The sequence below is a fragment of the Gordonia sp. 11cp genome, from assembly GCF_057767225.1.
Window position 1 is genome coordinate 4,519,766 of record NZ_CM173437.1, and the last position, 17,312, is coordinate 4,537,077.

The window sequence follows — 17,312 nt, forward strand, 5'->3', positions numbered from 1 at the left end:
AGGCCGTGGTTAACGGTGCGGTAGGCCGCGACACTCGGAGACGTGAGAACGAACCCGGCCCGACGAGGAGCTCAGATGTCACCAGGCAGCAGATACACCCTGACCATTCCGGATCTCACCGGTCGACGAGCGGTGGTGACCGGCGCCAGCGACGGGATCGGCTGGGAGATCGCGGCGGCCCTCGCCGGAGCCGGCGCGGAAGTGGTCATGCCGGTACGCAATCCGAGCAAGGGTGCGGCGGCCGCCACACGCATTCGCGACCGACACCCCGCGGCCACCCTCACCCTCGAGCACGTCGACCTGTCCGAGCTGGCCTCCGTCGAGTCGCTCGCCGCACGGCTCCGCGCCGACGGCACACCGATCAACATCCTGGTCAACAACGCCGGTGTGATGACTCCGCCGGAACGGATGACCACGTCCGATGGGTTCGAAGTCCAGTTCGGCACCAATCACCTCGGGCATTTCGCGCTCACCGTCGCGCTGCTGCCGGTACTCCGTGCCGGAAAGGCGCGGGTTACTTCGCAGACGAGCATCGCCGCGAAGCGGGGCTCGATACAGTGGGACGACCTGAATTGGGAGCACGACTACGACGGGATGAGCGCATACCGCCAGTCCAAGATCGCGTGTGCGCTGTTCGGCCTCGAACTCGGACGCCGCAGCCACGCCGCGGGTTGGGATGTGACGAGCACGATCTCGCATCCCGGGGTCGCTCCGACCAGTCTTCTCGCGGCCAGGCCGGAGGTCGGCAGGACGGCGTCAACCGGCGGCCGGCGGATCATCGAGTGGTTGTCGCGACATGGCCTGGGGGTCGGAACGGTCGAAACCGCTTCTCTCCCAGCGCTGATGGCCGCCACAACGCCCGAGGTGCCCGACGGTGCGTTCTACGGACCCCAGTGGCCGGGGAACGCGGGCGGTCCACCCGGCGCGCATCCACTCTGGGGGCCGTTCCGTGATCACGGGGCGGCGACACGGCTGTGGGAGGTCTCTGAACAATTGACCCGCGTGAGGGCGAGCTGACGATCAGACCTCGCGATGACTCTCGATTGGCTAAGTGGTGTGTGCCACCTGCGGACCGCAGTCGACGCAGGTGACACACCGGCAAGGAGCACTTGTGGTGCTTTCCACTCGGAGTCTTGGGGACGAACGAGTCAGGGGAAGAGGGTGAGAAAGGTCGCCGCCGAGGTGACACACAGCAGCGCGGCGATCGTCACGCCGGCACGAGCATGATCGGCTATCGGGACTTCGCGCGCGCCTGTCGAGACATCTGCTGTGGTACTCGCCTTCGTCACAAGATTTCCCTCCGATGACCCGATACCGTCCCTGAGAACATTAGGGCCGCGAACGTTCGGGATTCCCCTGGTGCCGCCGGTCGACGCCGCACCGATGCACAAGATAACGAATTCGTAACGGTCATCTCTCCGTAGGTTTGAAATCCACTCAGGCTGCGGAGATCGCAGTCTGAACGCCCCGATCCCGCGGCAGCCGTTCGCACGCATGTGCGACAATGTCTCGGTGAGTTCTCAGACAAGAGCCGGACTGACGCCCGGAGATCTGGAGTCGCTGTCCGCCGCACTCGCCTCCGGCAAACGGGCCACGGTGTATCTGCGCGACGCGATGCCGTCGTTGAATCTGGAGGCCGGCGCCTCGGCGCGGGTCGTGTCGATCGACGGTTCGACAGTGACGGTGAGCCCGAGAGGCATCGACGACCAGTTACCGTTCGAGGCCGACGAGTTGCGGCGGAACCGGCCGGCGCCGGGCACGACGACGGCCGCTCGCGGGCGCACACCGAAGCGGGCACCCGCCCAGGACGATCCCGGCCCGGTCGCCAAACCTGCTGTGACCCCGACAGTTCCCGCTGACGCACCCAAGAAGTCACGGCCCGCGTCGGACACACAACCGAAAGCGGTGGAGCCGACGCCCCCACCCGCGACGAGCAAACCGCCGCGAAAGTCGAAGGCGTCGACCGCGCCGACGACCGTCACGATCACCGCGTCGGGGGAGAGCACCTGGACGGTGTCAGTTGCGCACGGGACCCGAAAGCAGGGGAAACCTGCCGAGGTCACGGCGGATCGGGTGGCACGAGCGATGCGAGAGCTGGACGACGAGACCGCGATCGCGGCAGTCGACGCCGTGATCGAGTCCGCACGATCCGCCGCCCAGCGTCGCATCGAGGAGCTCAGTCAGGAACTCGAAGCCGCGCGGGCCGCCCTCGCACACCTGGACGGTCCCGGCGACGACGACTGACGACTGGCCGGCTGGGTCGCCTCAGCCCTGCCGGTCCCGAAACCGGTACATCGCGCGGATGTCTCGCGTGATGGCCTTGTCCCTCTTGTTTCGCTTACTCGACCGACGGGCATCGCCCCGAGCCGCCGACCACTCGCTTTCGCGTAGCAGTTTGCGGTAGCGCTCCAATCGACCGGCATCGAGCCGGCCTTCTCGGATTGCCTCCTGCACCGCGCATCTGGGCTCGCTGCGGTGCTCGCAGTCGCGGAATCCGCAGTCGCGGGACAACTCTTCGATCTCGGCGAAGGTCCGGCCGGCCGCGTCCGCAACATCCTGCACCCCGATCCCGCGCAGACCGGGGGTGTCGATGAGCACCTTGCTCCCCGGGAGAGGCAGCAGCTCACGGTGCGCCGTGGTGTGCCTGCCCTTGCCGTCGACCGAGCGAATCTGCCTGGCCGCCATGTGCTCTCGTCCAAGTAGCGCGTTGGCCAGGCTCGACTTGCCGGCACCGGAAGAACCCAGGAGAACGGCGGTACCGGTGATGGCCGAGGCGAGCAGATTGATACCGACGCCGCTGACCGTGCTCGTCGTCACGATCTCGGCGCCCGGGGCGACCGCGGTGACCGCGGCTTCGCCGGCGAGGGTGTCGTCGACCAGGTCGGACTTGGTCAGCGCGATGACCGGTCGAGTGCCGGCGTCGTAGGCCAGCGTCAGCAGGCGCTCGATCCGGCCGACGTTCACCCGGTGCGCCACCGACACCGCGATGATCACCGTGTCGACGTTGGCCGCGAGCACCTGCCGTTCCGAAGTCCGGTCCGAGCTCGCGCGCGCGATCGCCGTCCGCCGCGGCAGGACGCCCACGACCTGGGCCCGCTCATCGTCACGGCGCAGCACGACCCAATCACCGGTGCACACGGCCAGTTCGCGGTCGCCGATGTGGTGGGAGCTGCGGACGGCCCGGACCGGACCCGCTGCTGTCAGGGTGTCGCACCCGCCGCGATCCACTCGCACGACGCGAGCAGGCACATCATCGTCGGCAGCGTGATCGGCGAACAGAGTCGAGAAATGCTCGTCCCAGCCGATGCTGGTGAGCTCGATAGGGGAGGACGAATGATCTGGAGAATTCACTGTGGAGACCTTCGGGATGAGCCCGCGACCCCGGAAGTTCCCCAGTGCTGCGACAGAGTCGCCTGTGAGGGAACAGATTACGAGGGTCGGAGACGGGCTGGAGAATTGGGGATGGCTCGGATGCTGCTGTCGACGACAGCGATCTCGACGGCGACCATCGACACACCTCCAGGTCTCGAGCTGTCCATTGTCGGACAGCGCGGCTGACGCTAGCACCGTCCGACAAGGGCCGCCACTGTTTTTCTCGATCCGTATGACGATGAGCCCGGATTCCGGGTTCGACGTCATACAAGTTCTCGCAACAACCGGGGCCTTCGAACTATCGCAGCCCCAACTCCACACCCCGAGCGAGGATTTCGCGACGCGAGGTCATGCCCAGCTTGGACAGCACCGCCGACACATGATGGTCCGCGGTCTTCGACGAGATGTACAACCGCCGGGCGATCTCCGTGTTCGACAACCCCTCTGCCACCAGACGCGCGACCTCCAGTTGCCGGTTCGTCAGGCCACCGGGGTTCACGCGGGTTGTCGAACGGGGGCGCTGGGGGACTGTGTCGCAGCCGCGTTCGCGCAACATCGCTCGCGCGCGATCTGCGGTACCCACCGCGCCGAGACCGTCGAGCATCGTCACACCGCGTCCGGGATCGTCGGAGTCGATCCAGCACAACGCCGCCGAGAACGGGTCGCCGGCGTCCGTCCACCACCGGGCGGCGTCGGCGTGCCGGCCGTCGATGGACAACTGATACGGCTCCGCGATCGGACCGGTCTGGGTCGACATGCCCAGTCGGGACCGCCAGACGGCGACGCTTCCCGATGCCCACTCGGTTCCGTCGTCGTCGAGAGTGTCCGCCGCGACGACCCGCGCATCCTCGGCACCGGTCATCCAGCTGATCTCCGCGAGAGCGGCCAGGACCGCGAGTCGCCGGAGAGGTTCGTCGATCTGACCGGCCAGGGTCCACGCTTTCTCGATCTCGTGGACATCGAACGGAGCGCCACACCGGAGCGGCACCAGCGCCGTGACCAGGCGCGGCCACAACGTGGCGATCGGCATCCCGTCGGCTTCGATGACAGCTCCGGCGTCCTCGAGGGCACCGTTCCAGTGGCCACGCGTCAGCTGCAGTCGGCTGCGCACCGCGGTCTGCCAGTGCCGACAGATCTGGATGTCGCGCTCGACCGTGAACGGGAGACCGGCGTCGAGGATCCGGTCGGCCGCACGGTACCTGCCCTGTTCGACGTCGAGGCTGGCCACCTGTGAATAGACGGTCGAGGCGAGTTCGTCGAAACCGAGTGTGCGAGCGGCTTCCATGTGCGCGAGAAGCCTGGTCCGCGAATGTTCTTCGCCTCTGGACAGGGCGGCCGAATCCGAGACGACCTGATTCCACAGGCGCAGTTCGTCGTCGGTTGCGGAGGTGGTGTCGGCCAACAGGGTCGCGGTCCCCGACACGTCGCCCCGCATGAACGCCAGAAAGGCGCGCTGGATCTGGGCCTGGCTGTACACCGTGGTCGCCCCGGTGCCGTACGCGATCTCTGCCGCACGGGTCAGATGTGACTCGGCGCGTTGCCGGTGCGCACTGTAGTACTCGTAGACACCGACGGCGACATGAGCTGTCGCCACACCGGTGTCGTCGCCCAGTTCCGTCCACAGCGGGAACGTCTCGTTGACAGTGGCTATCGCATCGCGGAGGTGGCTGACCATGTACTGCTCGTTGGCCAGCGCCAGCAGCAACTCCGCACGCTCACGCGCCGAAGCGTTGCGCTGGTGCCGCTTCGCGATCTCGTAGTACGCAACGGCTTCCGTGTGCGCACCGCCGCGGATGGCGTCCTCGGCCGCCGCGACGGCATATCGGATGGCGCGGCCCGAGTCTCGGGCGGCAACCGCGTGATGGGTCAACACGGACGGGTGCACGGTGCCCAACTGCTCGAGCGCCTCCAGCAGCTGTGCATGCAGGTGCGCGACCCCACCCGGTGGGATGGTGGATTCGATTGCCCGGCGCGCCAACTCATGTCGAAAGACGATGCCATCGGATCGCCACTCCAGGAGTCCGGTGTCGGCGAGACGCTGGAGCGTGGGGTAGTCGATCCCCAGGACGGGCAACGCGGTGTCGGCGACGCGTTCCGGGGACGCCGCTATCAGCTGGAGTGCTTCGAAGTCTGTCGCGCTGACCTTCGTCGTCCGCGCCAGCACGGCGTCACGCACCGACGAGGGGATCGGCAGGTCCGGTTCGCGGGAGACCTCGGTCGCGAAGTACGGATTGCCGCCGGTCGCGGCGTGCACCAGCGTGGGATCGAGACCCGTACCCTCGACCAACTCAGCGATCGCCGCGACGCTGAGCGGCGGCAACTCGATGCGGCACACGTCCTCGGCGAGGAGCGCACGCGCCGATGCCTGCGGTTCGAGGTCTCGATGTGTCAGGAGCAGGACCAAGGGCATCGACTCGATACGACGGCACAGGAACCGCAGCATGTTCCTGGGCTACTACGGCCCGACGTTCGCCGCCGCGTCGAAACTCGACGAGGACGGCAGGCAGGCACTGCGAGCCGACCTGATCGCGCTCGCCGAATCCCACCAGCAGTCCGTGTCCGGCGGGATCTCGATCGACTGGCAGTACCGGGTGGTCGAGGCGGTGCGGTCGTGAACGCTTCTCGCAGACGCAGCACGGTCACCACGCGCCTCGGTGCGGTGACAGCGATCGCCGCAGCCGTCGGTGTGGCGGCACCTCTCGTGACGACTGCATCGGCAGCACCCGCCCGCACCCCGGGCGCGACGCTGACGATCGTCGATCAGAACATCACCGGCGCCGGCAAGAACCGCATCATCATCCAGGGTCTGTACCCGATGACCCGGGCGGACGCAGTCGGATTCGTCACGCACATCAACGATCGGGGCTGCGGTGGCATGCACTACATCGTGCTGGGAGACGACGGGAAGGAGCAGTACCTCTACGATCGCAACTTCCCGGGCACATCAGTGGGTACCGACGGATTCTTGCGGGCGTCCGACCGTGGACTCGAATACCTCCGCCAGTTCGTGGTTCCCAGTTCGGTTCTCGACGAGGACCGGGACGGCGCCGACGAGGTGTTCGTCCGGGTCCGGTTCACCGACGGCGACTGCCGCGCGCGAGTCCAGACCACCAACGTGGTGGTCGGCAGGTTCTGAGCCGACCTCGCCCACCCGGGCACATCCGGGTGGGCGAGTGTCGATTCAACCCGCTTCGGCGGGGTCGACCTCGGTGTCGATACGCATGGCGGCCACCAGTTCCCGATAGAGCTCGTCGGTGGCGAGCAGGCTTCGATGGTTGCCGACCGCACGCACCCGTCCGGCTTCGAGGACCACGATCTGGTCGGCGTCCATGATGGTGGAGAGCCGATGGGCGATGGTGACGACTGCTCCGCGGGCCGCTTGTCGTCGGATGCCGTCGGTCACCGACGCCTCGGTGAGCCCGTCGAGTTGGGCGGTCACCTCGTCGAGAAGGAGGAGTTCGGGGTCGACGACCAGTGCTCGGGCGAGTGCGATTCGTTGCCGTTCCCCGCCGGACAGCGTGGATGCGGTGACATCGGTCAGGAGACCATCGGGCATGGAGCGGACCCGGTCATCCATCCGCACGGCCGCCAGGGCACGCCACACGTCGTCGTCAGAGGCCTCGGGTGCCGCGTAGACCAGGTTGTCGCGCACCGTCCCTGGAACGAGCGGGGTGTCCTGTTCGACGTAGGCGATACGGGCGCGCAAGTCGTTGAGTGTCCACTGGTCCAGCGGCCGGCCGTCGAGCAGGATCTCTCCCCGATCGGGCCGTAGGAACTTCAGGAAGAGGGAGAAGATGGTCGTCTTCCCGGCGCCCGACGGTCCGACGATGGCGGTGTGCCCGCGGCGCGGAATCACCAAATCGATGCCGTTGAGCGCGGCTGGGGCGTCGGGCGCGTAGCGGTACACCACGTCGTGGAGTTCGAGCGCGGCGGCGGTCCGGTCGACGTGCGCCGGTGAGGATCCGATCACCGCATCGTCAGATTCCGTTCGTAGGTCGGAGATCTCGGAGATTCGCGCGGCGGCGGCCAGCCCCGACTGCAGCGCAGTGACACTCATGGTCAGCAGCGAGACCGGCATCATCAGCTGAAATGCATAGAGCAGGAAAGCGATCAGGGTGCTGACGCTCATCAAACCGTCCGCGACACGCCAGGCGCCGAACGCCAGGACGATCATCACCGCCAGATTGATTCCGCCGCCGGTGATCGTCCACGCCCAGGCCTCGATGCGGACGGCCCGGATACCCTTGCTCGCCGAGCTGTGCGCGAATTCGCCGATCCTGGCGGATTCTCGCGCCTCGGCGCGACTTGCCTTGACCGTGCGGATCGAGCGGAGGACGCCCTCCAATCGGCCACCGAGGAAACCGATCTCGGCTTGCGCGTCTTGCTGAGCCTTGGCCAGTCCGGGCATCAGCACTGCTGCGGCGGCACCGACCATGATGACGACGGCCATCGTGGTCGCGAACAGCGGCAGGTCCAGAACCGCCATGAGAACGAGCGCCCCGACCATCCCGACCGAGCCGTTGACACCGTTGACGATGCTCGATGTCGTCGCTTCACGGATCAGCAGGGTGTCGGAGGTGACGCGCGCTACCATCTCGCCGCTCGGTCTCCGGCCGAGTTCGGGGATCTCGACACGAAGGAGGTGACCGATCAGGCCGGTCCGGGTGGCCAGGATGATGCGTTCGGCCAGTGTGCCCAGCATGATCGTCTGGATCAGACTGATCACGGATCCGGCGACGAGCAGAACGGCCAGGACGGTGATCGGCGCCGCCAGCGATTCCGAGATCGCCAGCCCGTCGAGTACCCACTTGGTGACCAGAGGGGTTGCGAGTTCGGCTGCGGTAGCAAGCAATCCGAGGAAGACACCCAGCGCGAGGAGCCCGCGGTTCGGGCGCATGTACGACCAGAGGATCGCCAGTTTGGCGCGCATCGGCATGTCCGGGGTCTGCCCGGGATTGGCAGTGGATATCGAAGTCGTCATCGGACAAGCCCTCCGGAGTGGTACATACGAGTTCTAGATTGACACAGGCCCTCGGCGACATCGCCGGGCGCAGAGGGAGGGAGCCACCGCCGTCGACCTGGAGACGAGATGGTTGGTCGGGGCCCACCGGCTGTTCGCGGCGGCGCCGCCGCCAGTGGGCCGGCGATGAGTTTCGTCAGGTGGTGCGGTCAGACTTCACACACACGATCGGAGGAGGCATGAGCAACGTCAATGTGTGGGCGTGCGTAGTCGCGGTAGTCGCCGCATTCGTGGCGAGCGCCCTGTACTACAGCGTTCTGGGCGCACCGGCTGCGGCAGAGGTTCACCGGCCGACCTGGGCGACGCCGGTCGTCGAACTGGCCCGAAAAGCTGTGCTCGTGGTGCTCGTCACCGGCCTGGTCGCACAGCTCGATCCGGATTTCACCGGCGCACTGTTGCTCGCCGCGGGGCTGTTCCTCATTCCGCTCGTGCTGCTCGCCGGCGCGGTGTTCCACGAAGGAACCGCGATGTCCGCGGCGGCAGTACACCTGGGGGACTGGGCCATGAAGCTGCTCATTCTCGTGCTGATCGTGTCGCAGTGGCCGTGAGAATCAACGGTCCTGGCACGTGAAATGTCAGGCCGGCTCCAGGGCCCGCTTGGCCTTTTCCAATGCGGCCAGCGTACGCAGCACCGAATCGCGCTTGGCGGTCAAGTCGGACACCTTCGCCTTGCCGCTCAGGCCGGGGTCAGCCTGCGCGACGGCCAGCCGTTCCTCGATCTCGGTCAGCTGCCCCAGCAACGCTTGGGCGCGGCTCATGAGCTCCTCGCGGTCGGGCCGGGAGACATCCGCCCGCCGGGCGTTTCCGGACACGGCGTTCTTGGCTTTGGGGGCTGTCGTGTGTCCGCCTGTCCTTGTGGTGGTGGATGCGGATCGTGCGATGCCGCGCTGCCCGGACCGGGCGCGCAGCGGGGGCTGTGTGCGGGTCCGGTTCAGCACTGCCCAGGCTTCACGAGCCGCCTCCCGGTGTTCACGTTCTTCGTCGTCATCGGACGTCAATGACGCGCCCAATGGTCGTAGACCATAGAAGCCGACGAACTCACGGGCCGCCGCGATGATCTGTTCTGCGCCTCGGCAGCGCCCGCACCGCGGTTCGCCGCGGAGTTCTGCGATGTCGTCGCTGGATGAGCACCACACGCAGGCGCGGGCAGTGGAGTCGGTCACGATGGCATCGGTAGCAGCGAGATTCACGGGTGAATACACTACGGGACAATGTCTTTCATGCTGCGACCGGGCTCCGTCCCGCGGCTCGCGCCGGGACTTGCACTGGTCGTTCCTACGTTGGACCACTTCCTACTCCCGCCGGATGGCGCGCGCATCACGATCCGTCACGATGTGACGCCGGCACATATCGCAGTGCTGGTGGAATCATTCCGTCGAGACACCCGTTGGTGCCACCATGCGAGCTATCACCTACGACCGCTTCGGCGGTCCCGATGTCCTGCAACTGACCGACCTCCCCACGCCCAAGGTCGGCCCCGACTCCGTGCTGGTGCGCGTCCGGGCCTCGAGTGTCAATCCGGTGGACTGGAAGGTCCGCGAGGGCTACCTCGCCGAGATCATGGACACCGTTTTCCCGGTGGTCCCGGGCTGGGACGTCGCGGGCGTGGTCGAACAGGTCGGCCTGGACACACCCGAGTTCAAGGTCGGCGACGAGGTGTTCGGTTACGTCCGCAAAGACGTCGTCGGAGGGGAAGTGGCGGGCGGAACCTTCGCCGAGCTGGTCGCCGCACCGGTGCGCACTCTCGCCCACAAACCGTCGAGCTGGTCGTTCGAGGAGGCTGCCGCTGTTCCCCTCGCCGGTCTCACGGCGTTTCAGACCATTCGCCGGGCAGGAGTCCAGGCAGGCCACACGGTGTTGGTCCATGCTGCCGCGGGCGGCGTCGGATCCTTCGCGGTCCAGGTCGCTCGCTCTCTCGGCGCACGAGTGATCGGGACCGCCTCAGAATCCAATCACGACTATCTCCGGACCCTCGGGGCCGAGCCCACCACATACGGGGAGGGTCTGGCCGACCGGGTACGCGCACTCGCACCCGACGGCGTCGACGTCGTGCTCGACTACGTCGGTGGCGACGCACTCGACTCGGTGCCAGAGGTGCTGCGGGACGGCGGGACGGTCGCCTCGATCACCGACGCACGCGCGCGGGACGACTTCGGCGGTCACTACGTGTGGGTACGGCCCGACTCCGCGGACCTCGCGGAGCTGGCCCGTCTCGGCGAGGCCGGCAACCTCAAGCCGGAGATCGCCGAGGTGTTCGACCTGGCCGATGCCGCCGGTGCCCACGAGAGCAGCCAGTCCGGTCATGTGCGGGGCAAGATCGTGGTCCGCGTTGCCGGCGAATGACAGCGCGGGTGCTCTAGTCAGGCTGGTGGGCCAACCCGGTTGACAACTGCGGGTCACCACCGATCAAGGCATCTCCATCGTCTGGGCGCGACGGATCTCCTCCACAGCCCGGGTCAAGTACGCTGCCGGGTCGACCTCAGCACGCGCGGCGAGGTCGGCGATGACCACCAGTGCAGCGGGGGTGGTCTCGGTGTCCAACGGGCCGGCGGACGACAGCGCATGGGAGTCAGCGGTGTCGCCCACTCCCAACGCGCCGGTCAGCACCAGCGCCAGAGATGCGGGACTGATGGCAGGATTCCATGAGGCGACAGCCCGGCTCGTGGTCGTCATCACCTCGGACACATCATCGCCGGTGAGCCCATCTGGGAAGGCGGTCTCGAGTAGTTCCCGCAGCATGAGCGCATGCACCTCACGCGACTCGGGGTGCAACGCAAGCAGGTCGGCGGTGGCATCGAACGCCTCGGAGTCGTAGGCGCGTGCAGCACGGATCGCCTGGCCGGTGGTCTGCGCGACCATGTCTGCTATCGACGACCGGTCGAAGCGTGACTCGTTGTGAGACATAGAAACCACTCTCCCTCATGTGTCCGGCAGCCACCAACCCAGAAATCCACGCCGACGATCAACCCAGGTGGCACTCCACAAGGCGTCGGCCACACTTGGAGTTCTCCACACCGGGGTTCGAACTCCGTTCACGAGCCGGTTCCCCTGTCAGTATTCCGCACATGGGAATTCGCTACTACGCCTACCCTTTGCAGCCGAGTGATGTGGACGCGGCCCGACGGAATCCGTATCCGTTCCTCTCGGCTGACCCGCTCATGGATGCATGGGGAACTGAGGAAGACCGCCCCCGGATGCTGTATCTCGACAAGGCGTGGCGAGAGCTCCAACACATTTTCGCTGTGACTGACGGGCGGCTACAGCCGCGCATCTCCTTGGAGCTCGTCAAAGGAAACGTGACCCCGGTGGGGCAGTACGGTGCTCACGTCGGATTCGTTCACGTGTTACCTCCCGACGTGGTCGACGAGGTTGCGAAAGACATTGTCATGGTCGATCCGATCCTGGAGACCGACATCATCGAGGCAGTGCCGTACTCGAGCGCCGACTATGCCAATGCCTTTCTCCGCCGGGCACAAGACTTCATGGTCGCCCTCGCTGACGACGGTCTGGGACTGGTCTACACAATTCGATGACGCGAACATAGTGTGGCCTCATCGGACCACCTACAGAATTCGCCCTCCTCGATCCGCTCGTCATCCTGTCGGCCGGGGTAGAGGATGGCGAATTCGCCACCGACATCTACCCGGACGTTCTGATGAACATCATTCATGCTGCCCCGGGGCGGCGTCGGATCGCGCCGCCCGTTCTCAGACGACCGGAAGTGTCGCCAAGGCGAGGTCGGAGCCACGGGGTCCGACCGCGCAGAGACCCACCGGTGGTCCACCAACAGGGAGTGGATTGCTCACCGCGGGACGACCGGTGATTCCGGCAAGACATGTCAGCTGGAACGTGCGTGCTCGAGTGTCCTCGATGACCGAGCCGCCAAGGGCCGCACTCGCGCGGGTGGGAGCGGTCGACGACGCAGACGGCAGCAGCAGGATCGTCTCACCGAGCGCGCTGTTGATCCGGTTGCGCGCTGTGGCAAGTGTCCGGTCGGCTGCGGCCAGGTCGGCTGCGGTGACCTTCGAGGCAGTCTCGAACCTCGATCGGACGTCGGGGTTGAGCGAATCCCAGTGCCGCGACACCCATTCACCGTGAGCCCGCCATGCCTCCCACCCTTGCCGGGTCTGAAATGCCTTGACCCACACAGGCAGTACGGCCGTATCGAATCGGATCGAGCGCAGCGGCATCTGGCTGCCCAGCCGCTTGATCCCGGCTCGCACGGCGGCGGCCACGTCGGGACTCGCGAGGTCGATGATGTCGTCGGAGTAGGTGATCGGGAAGTCGACGCGCGAGGGGAGTCCGGGCATGAGCACGCTCGTGGTCGCGACCAGGTCGGCCCGCGAACGGGTCATCCACCCCACGGTGTCGAACGATGGCGCGAGGGGCAGGAGACCGTCACGGGACACCGCACCGTGGGTCGTGCGGATTCCATACAGACCCTGGTACGACGACGGGATTCGGATCGATCCGCCGGTGTCGGTGCCCAACCCGATGGTCGCCTGGCCGAGCCCGACCGCACTCGCCGAACCCGACGAGGAGCCGCCCGGAATGCGGTTCGACGCTTTCGGATTGGGCGGAGTTCCGTAGTGGCCGTTGGTACCGGCCAAACTGTATGCGAACTCGTCTGTGCGACTGATGCCTGCGACAGACGCACCCGCCGCCAGTAGCGCTGCCACCGAGCGCGCCGTCGTCCTCGAGGGCTGTGATTCTCGCAACCATTGCTCGTTGCCCGCGCCGACCCGGTGTCCCTTGATCGTGTAGAGATCCTTCACCGCAACGGACTTGCCCTGCAGGATCCCGACGCCGCTCGGGCGTACCAATGGTTCGCCGTATTCACGCCACACGGTCGGGTCGACGCGGGGCGAGCGGGTTCCCGGAAGCGGTGACGCAGAGCCGGTCTGGGCCGTCACGAGACCCACTGCTCCCGCCACGGAAGCGCCGGCAAATCCGAGGAACCCTCGCCTCGTCAAATCCTGCATCAGTTCGATCCCCTTGTCCCAACGGCATTGTCATGTGAGGGGCGTCACCCGCAATGATGCAGGCGTGCGCTATGTACCCTCGAGTCGTAGGAATGTTAGGCCATCTAAGGGCTGTCGGCGACCGGAGCACCGAGAGGTTCGGGCGGCGGGGCGTCGATCACCCGCGACCCGATCGGCCGCAGCGAGCTGAGTGCCCCGGGGAAGAGCTCGACAACCGCTCCGCTAGCGGGGGAGCTGGGTCCGGCGGTCGCCTGCGCGGAAGCGACTGGGTGTCGTGCCGTACGCCTCGCGGAACCGGCGTGCGAAGTGGGTGGGGTCGACGAAGCCGTGCCGGTGAGCGAGAGCGGCTATCGAGAGATGCGGCTCGGACACCAAAGCGGCGCAGGCAGACTCAACACGCCGACGGGTGATGTAGGACGAGACCGTCGTGTTGTCGGCGGGCCAGATCTTGTACAACTGCCGCACCGAGATGTGGTGCGCCGCTGCGATCGTGGCCGGGGACATGGACGAGTCGCGGATGTTGTCATCGATGTACTTCTCGATCACAGCCACGAGATTGCTCTCTGAGGGGGAACCTCCCGTCGCGGCTGCATTCAGAAGCAGCGAGCGGATCAGGGCCACCGTGGGCACATTGAGTTCGGGCAGTAGTGCCGGTGCCGTGCGAGCCAGCATTCCCAGATGTTGGATCTGCGTGACAGCCAACGGGTACAGCGCAACTGAAGGACCGAGGTGAGTGATCGCGCGGTCAATGGTGTTCTCGCTGAGCATCAGCCTTGCTGACAGGGTGTGCAACGCCACGATGGATCCGCGCCGGTTGTTGCGGAAATCTAGCGGCCGTTGGTGGTTGACGACCACCAACGTCGGACTGTCCGACCCGATGAGTTGCGAACGGCCGTCGATTCTCAGCCACCAATCACCCGCGGCGAGAACCGCCACCGACACCTGCCGCAGGTGACCCTGCGCTGCTCGCTCGCGATGAGGAAGCGATGCGACGGCGATGCCGTCGTAACTCAGAAGCGTCAGGTACGTGTCGAATCCCAACGCCCAGTGTTCGACCGAAAGGTCGGGACGGTCGCGGTGCGTACCGGTCAGCGTGAAGCGGTCGGCGATGCCGGGCGGGGTGGCCCGCTCAGACATCGACGGGCTTGCGCTGATGAGCGGCCGTGTTTCGCCAGGCGATCGGGGTCATCCCATACATTTCACGAAACCGGCGACTGAAGTGGGAGGGATTGCTGAAGCCCCACTGTTGGGCGATGGAAGCGATTGACTGCCTTCGAGTTTCGGGTCGGGCGAGGTCGGCATGGGCGCCTCTGAGCCTGCGTGTGATGATCGATTGTTCGAGGCTGATGTCAGCTGCGCTGTAGAGCGAGAACAGCTTTCGTACAGAGATTCCGTGCGCGTGAGCGATGGAGTTCGGTGAGAGCGACGGGTCGCTGAGATGCTGATCGATGTATCCACGGATCCGTGGCAGCAATACCTCAGCCATGGGACCCCGAGCGTAGTCACCGTCGTAGGCCGAGGCCAGCAGTGCCCGAATGAGGTCGATTGTCGTCTCACCGATCTGTTCGGCGTGGGCGCTTTCGGCGAGAGAATCGCCGGCGGCCGTCAGGTTGAGTATCTGCGCGCTGACCAGGTCATGGATGGGACTTGACGCCAGGCGCATGCCGCCTTGCAGAACGACGTGGTGGGGTAGTCCGAGGTCATCGACGGGCATCCACAGGGCTTGGTTGGCTGCCCGACCCGACCAGCCCATCGTGAAGGGCGAATCGAGATCATTGAGCGACAACTGACCTGGCCCTACCACGACTTGGTGGCCGTGTTGCTCGTGGGCGTGGTGACCCTTTTCTTGAACTGCGATCGATACGTGGTCGGAGCGGCCGGTTCGGATCTGCGTGGCGCTGCGGGTTGCGTGCATCCCGGCCATCTCGAGTCGCAGAATCGACGCGCGCCCGAAGGAGGTCACCGACACCTCGCCATGCGGCGAGGTTCCGTCATCAAGTGTGACCGTGGTGGGCCAGGCAGCGCCGGAGATCGCCTCCAGCGTGGCCTCGTGGCGTTCCGACATGGGTATGTCCGCAGCGCGGAATAGAACGGTCAAGCAGCATCCCTCCATGTGTTCGGCCATGAACCCAGCTGAATGGACGTATGCGCAGATTACCGATTCGGCCGAAAAACGTGGGGTGAAGTGCACGCACAGAACACATTCCTGCACCCACAACCAGAGCGTTTGTCCAACCGCGACGACGGACGGCCTTGATCTCCGTAATTGGCGCCTACCGGAGCCTCTGGTTGTCCCTCGACTTTCGTCACATGTGACGTTTTGAGATCGGACTACGACGCAGCGGGCGAGACCGGGCGAACCATCCATGCGGCCGGCGAACTGTCCACGCGGCCGGAGCCTATGGGTTGGCGTCGCTCGCAGGCACGGCGTCTACAGACACGCACACGGCCACCGCAGCCAGCTTCCACGAAAGTTACGAAACCTCGGCGACGACAACCGACATCCGCGCGGACCTGCACAGTCACCAGAACATCCAAGGAAGATCCGCCACTCAGGACCCACGGGATCTAGCCGACTCGTCTGCGCTGCGACGCGGCACCCATGGATCGCCGATAAGATACATTATGTCAAGTAACTGCTAGTTATCCGATGCACTCACCTGTCCACGCTGCCCTTACCCCGCCGACCGATACGGTAGAGCCAGTCGTTCTACGACTGACCCGCGTGGCTGACGCTACTGGCCGTACGTGTAGCGCAGGTTGGCGTTGATCAGGTTGCCGATGCGTTGGCATAGGTGACGCAGTTGGCGATCATCCGGTGCAGGCTGCTCGGTGAGCAGCGTCCACCGGAGATTGGTACCACTACGCCCGCCGCTCAGATCGAAGACCACTCGAGCATCCGGTCGCTTCGTCCACAACGACGACCACACCACCCGCCTGGGTCGCGCCGCTTCGAGGACCGTCGGCGCAACCTCGTCGTCGTACAGATGCAGCCATGGGCGTGACGGCTGCCTGTTCGGGCTGACGAGGTCATCGAAGACCACATGCGGCGGTGCCGGCTGGTTCTTCTCCTTCGAAGCAATAACTTCCACACGACAAGACTCGCAACGAATCGCACGGCGCTGCAACCGCATTATGCAGTGATGGAATATGCAGGGATACCAGACCGGTACGCCTGGCGGCCGAATGCGCCGTCACCGACGGCACCGCAGACGTGATCGCCTCGGCCCTCATCGGCGTGCCGATGAGGCGCCACGTGCTGCGCCTCCCCCGACATCACTGATCCGCTACCAGCGCAGCTGCTGGCGGTGTGCCGCTGGCGCTCTATGGCCCTGCGCTGCGTGGCCCAAGGGGCCGTCAGTGACTCAGATCTGCGGCCCCTGGGCTCGCAGGGTGTCCACGGAGTCCATCGCCTGCCGCAGTTCGGCGAGCCAGGCCTCGGTGTGTTCACCGACCAGCTTGACCGACCACGCCACCGCGTCGGCGCGCGAACGCGCGACGCCCGCGTCCACGAGTGTGTCGAGGACCTGCCGCTCGGACTGTCGAAGACGCGTCATCACCGGAACAGCCAAGTGCGTGAACATGATTCGTTGGTCACCTATCCGTACACCCCACGACACTGTGCGCCCGTAGCGTGCCTGGGCCTCGTCGGCGATGGCCATTCGCTGCGTGCGCGTGTCCTCACGGAACCGCGACGCTCGGCCCTGGGCGGCCGCTGTGCCGTCACCGTCGGCATCGGGGGCGGCCAGCGTTCCAACCACGGTGATCTCGTCGCGATCGACGACGACCTCGGGGGCGCCGTCGAACCAGTCGTCGGGCAGGCGACCGACGAACCACGCCTGGGCGCCGCTCGCGTCGGGGAGTTCGGCCTGCTGCCACCCGCCGCGACGTCCTCCGCCACGACCCTGTTGCTTGATCATGATCACTCCTCTGATTGG

General features: G+C 66.1%; 18 protein-coding genes. 7 read left to right on the top strand and 11 right to left on the bottom strand.

The features are described 5' to 3' along the window. The first annotated feature begins 75 nt into the window (after nt 1–75). A complete protein-coding gene (locus AC3B6C_RS20285) occupies nt 76–1,017 on the top strand; it encodes an SDR family oxidoreductase (RefSeq protein WP_055476002.1) in 942 nt (313 codons plus the stop codon). Between the two features lie 131 nt (nt 1,018–1,148). On the opposite strand, the gene AC3B6C_RS20290 is transcribed toward AC3B6C_RS20285, so the two are convergent. Next, nucleotides 1,149–1,289: a hypothetical protein gene (locus AC3B6C_RS20290; RefSeq protein ID WP_156354248.1), complete on the bottom strand. Its 141-nt coding sequence runs from the start codon at nt 1,287–1,289 to the stop codon at nt 1,149–1,151. 205 nt (nt 1,290–1,494) lie between these two features. Between AC3B6C_RS20290 and AC3B6C_RS20295 the strand changes: the two genes are divergently transcribed. Beyond that, nucleotides 1,495–2,244, top strand: coding sequence for a DUF6319 family protein (locus AC3B6C_RS20295; RefSeq protein WP_488373904.1), 750 nt, complete (start codon nt 1,495–1,497; stop codon nt 2,242–2,244). Between the two features lie 21 nt (nt 2,245–2,265). Here AC3B6C_RS20295 and rsgA read toward each other — a convergent pair whose 3' ends face one another. Then, entirely contained in the window at nt 2,266–3,351 is a 1,086-nt protein-coding gene (gene rsgA / locus AC3B6C_RS20300; protein ID WP_488373905.1) for a ribosome small subunit-dependent GTPase A, read from the bottom strand. A gap of 319 nt (nt 3,352–3,670) precedes the next feature. Continuing rightward, nucleotides 3,671–5,815, bottom strand: coding sequence for a LuxR C-terminal-related transcriptional regulator (locus AC3B6C_RS20305; protein ID WP_488373906.1), 2,145 nt, complete (start codon nt 5,813–5,815; stop codon nt 3,671–3,673). On the opposite strand from AC3B6C_RS20305, the gene AC3B6C_RS20310 reads away from it, so the two are divergent. Together AC3B6C_RS20310 and AC3B6C_RS20315 are read left to right on the top strand one after the other, a co-directional pair. Further along, nucleotides 5,814–5,987 carry a hypothetical protein gene (locus AC3B6C_RS20310; RefSeq protein ID WP_488373907.1) on the top strand — a complete coding sequence of 58 codons (174 nt, stop codon included), beginning with the start codon at nt 5,814–5,816 and terminating at the stop codon, nt 5,985–5,987. The two genes, AC3B6C_RS20305 and AC3B6C_RS20310, sit on opposite strands and share 2 nt — an antisense overlap. After that, nucleotides 5,984–6,508: a hypothetical protein gene (locus AC3B6C_RS20315; RefSeq protein ID WP_488373908.1), complete on the top strand. Its 525-nt coding sequence runs from the start codon at nt 5,984–5,986 to the stop codon at nt 6,506–6,508. Before AC3B6C_RS20310 ends, AC3B6C_RS20315 begins: the two co-directional genes overlap by 4 nt. Nucleotides 6,509–6,553: 45 nt before the next feature. Here the strand turns inward: AC3B6C_RS20315 and AC3B6C_RS20320 are convergent, their stop codons facing one another. Next, the gene (locus AC3B6C_RS20320; RefSeq protein ID WP_488373909.1) at nt 6,554–8,353 is read right to left on the bottom strand and encodes an ABC transporter ATP-binding protein; all 1,800 of its coding nucleotides are present in this window, start codon (nt 8,351–8,353) and stop codon (nt 6,554–6,556) included. Nucleotides 8,354–8,571: 218 nt separating this feature from the next. On the opposite strand from AC3B6C_RS20320, the gene AC3B6C_RS20325 reads away from it, so the two are divergent. Beyond that, nucleotides 8,572–8,940, top strand: a complete 369-nt coding sequence (locus AC3B6C_RS20325; protein WP_488373910.1) for a DUF1761 family protein — start codon at nt 8,572–8,574, stop codon at nt 8,938–8,940. 27 nt (nt 8,941–8,967) lie between these two features. On the opposite strand, the gene AC3B6C_RS20330 is transcribed toward AC3B6C_RS20325, so the two are convergent. After that, nucleotides 8,968–9,555, bottom strand: coding sequence for a hypothetical protein (locus AC3B6C_RS20330; protein WP_488373911.1), 588 nt, complete (start codon nt 9,553–9,555; stop codon nt 8,968–8,970). A 235-nt stretch (nt 9,556–9,790) separates the two neighbouring features. On the opposite strand from AC3B6C_RS20330, the gene AC3B6C_RS20335 reads away from it, so the two are divergent. Continuing rightward, a complete protein-coding gene (locus AC3B6C_RS20335; protein WP_488373912.1) occupies nt 9,791–10,735 on the top strand; it encodes an NADP-dependent oxidoreductase in 945 nt (314 codons plus the stop codon). Between the two features lie 63 nt (nt 10,736–10,798). Here AC3B6C_RS20335 and AC3B6C_RS20340 read toward each other — a convergent pair whose 3' ends face one another. After that, on the bottom strand, nt 10,799–11,296 hold the full coding sequence (locus AC3B6C_RS20340; RefSeq protein WP_488373913.1) for a hypothetical protein: 498 nt from the start codon (nt 11,294–11,296) through the stop codon (nt 10,799–10,801). Between the two features lie 161 nt (nt 11,297–11,457). On the opposite strand from AC3B6C_RS20340, the gene AC3B6C_RS20345 reads away from it, so the two are divergent. Continuing rightward, the gene (locus AC3B6C_RS20345; RefSeq protein WP_488373914.1) at nt 11,458–11,925 is read left to right on the top strand and encodes a hypothetical protein; all 468 of its coding nucleotides are present in this window, start codon (nt 11,458–11,460) and stop codon (nt 11,923–11,925) included. 174 nt (nt 11,926–12,099) lie between these two features. On the opposite strand, the gene AC3B6C_RS20350 is transcribed toward AC3B6C_RS20345, so the two are convergent. The 5 genes from AC3B6C_RS20350 to AC3B6C_RS20370 form a co-directional block, all read right to left on the bottom strand. Further along, a complete protein-coding gene (locus AC3B6C_RS20350; RefSeq protein ID WP_488373915.1) occupies nt 12,100–13,305 on the bottom strand; it encodes an amidase family protein in 1,206 nt (401 codons plus the stop codon). 291 nt (nt 13,306–13,596) lie between these two features. Further along, entirely contained in the window at nt 13,597–14,511 is a 915-nt protein-coding gene (locus AC3B6C_RS20355) for a helix-turn-helix domain-containing protein (RefSeq protein ID WP_488373916.1), read from the bottom strand. After that, nucleotides 14,504–15,439, bottom strand: a complete 936-nt coding sequence (locus tag AC3B6C_RS20360; protein ID WP_488373917.1) for a helix-turn-helix domain-containing protein — start codon at nt 15,437–15,439, stop codon at nt 14,504–14,506. The genes AC3B6C_RS20355 and AC3B6C_RS20360 overlap by 8 nt, the downstream gene beginning before the upstream one ends. Before the next feature lie 670 nt (nt 15,440–16,109). Further along, entirely contained in the window at nt 16,110–16,466 is a 357-nt protein-coding gene (locus tag AC3B6C_RS20365; protein ID WP_488373918.1) for a hypothetical protein, read from the bottom strand. A 273-nt stretch (nt 16,467–16,739) separates the two neighbouring features. Continuing rightward, the gene (locus tag AC3B6C_RS20370) at nt 16,740–17,294 is read right to left on the bottom strand and encodes a hypothetical protein (protein ID WP_488373919.1); all 555 of its coding nucleotides are present in this window, start codon (nt 17,292–17,294) and stop codon (nt 16,740–16,742) included. Nucleotides 17,295–17,312: the final 18 nt, after the last annotated feature.

Coding starts and splice junctions, on each gene's coding strand:
- AC3B6C_RS20325 (WP_488373910.1), top strand. CDS start 8,572: ATGAGCAACGTCAATGTGTGGGCGTGCGTAGTCGCGGTAGTCGCCGCA.
- AC3B6C_RS20285 (WP_055476002.1), top strand. CDS start 76: ATGTCACCAGGCAGCAGATACACCCTGACCATTCCGGATCTCACCGGT.
- AC3B6C_RS20345 (WP_488373914.1), top strand. CDS start 11,458: ATGGGAATTCGCTACTACGCCTACCCTTTGCAGCCGAGTGATGTGGAC.
- AC3B6C_RS20340 (WP_488373913.1), bottom strand. CDS start 11,296: ATGTCTCACAACGAGTCACGCTTCGACCGGTCGTCGATAGCAGACATG.
- AC3B6C_RS20305 (WP_488373906.1), bottom strand. CDS start 5,815: ATGCTGCGGTTCCTGTGCCGTCGTATCGAGTCGATGCCCTTGGTCCTG.
- AC3B6C_RS20360 (WP_488373917.1), bottom strand. CDS start 15,439: ATGTCGGAACGCCACGAGGCCACGCTGGAGGCGATCTCCGGCGCTGCC.
- AC3B6C_RS20320 (WP_488373909.1), bottom strand. CDS start 8,353: ATGACGACTTCGATATCCACTGCCAATCCCGGGCAGACCCCGGACATG.
- AC3B6C_RS20335 (WP_488373912.1), top strand. CDS start 9,791: ATGCGAGCTATCACCTACGACCGCTTCGGCGGTCCCGATGTCCTGCAA.
- AC3B6C_RS20355 (WP_488373916.1), bottom strand. CDS start 14,511: ATGTCTGAGCGGGCCACCCCGCCCGGCATCGCCGACCGCTTCACGCTG.
- AC3B6C_RS20370 (WP_488373919.1), bottom strand. CDS start 17,294: ATGATCAAGCAACAGGGTCGTGGCGGAGGACGTCGCGGCGGGTGGCAG.
- AC3B6C_RS20310 (WP_488373907.1), top strand. CDS start 5,814: ATGTTCCTGGGCTACTACGGCCCGACGTTCGCCGCCGCGTCGAAACTC.
- AC3B6C_RS20295 (WP_488373904.1), top strand. CDS start 1,495: ATGTGCGACAATGTCTCGGTGAGTTCTCAGACAAGAGCCGGACTGACG.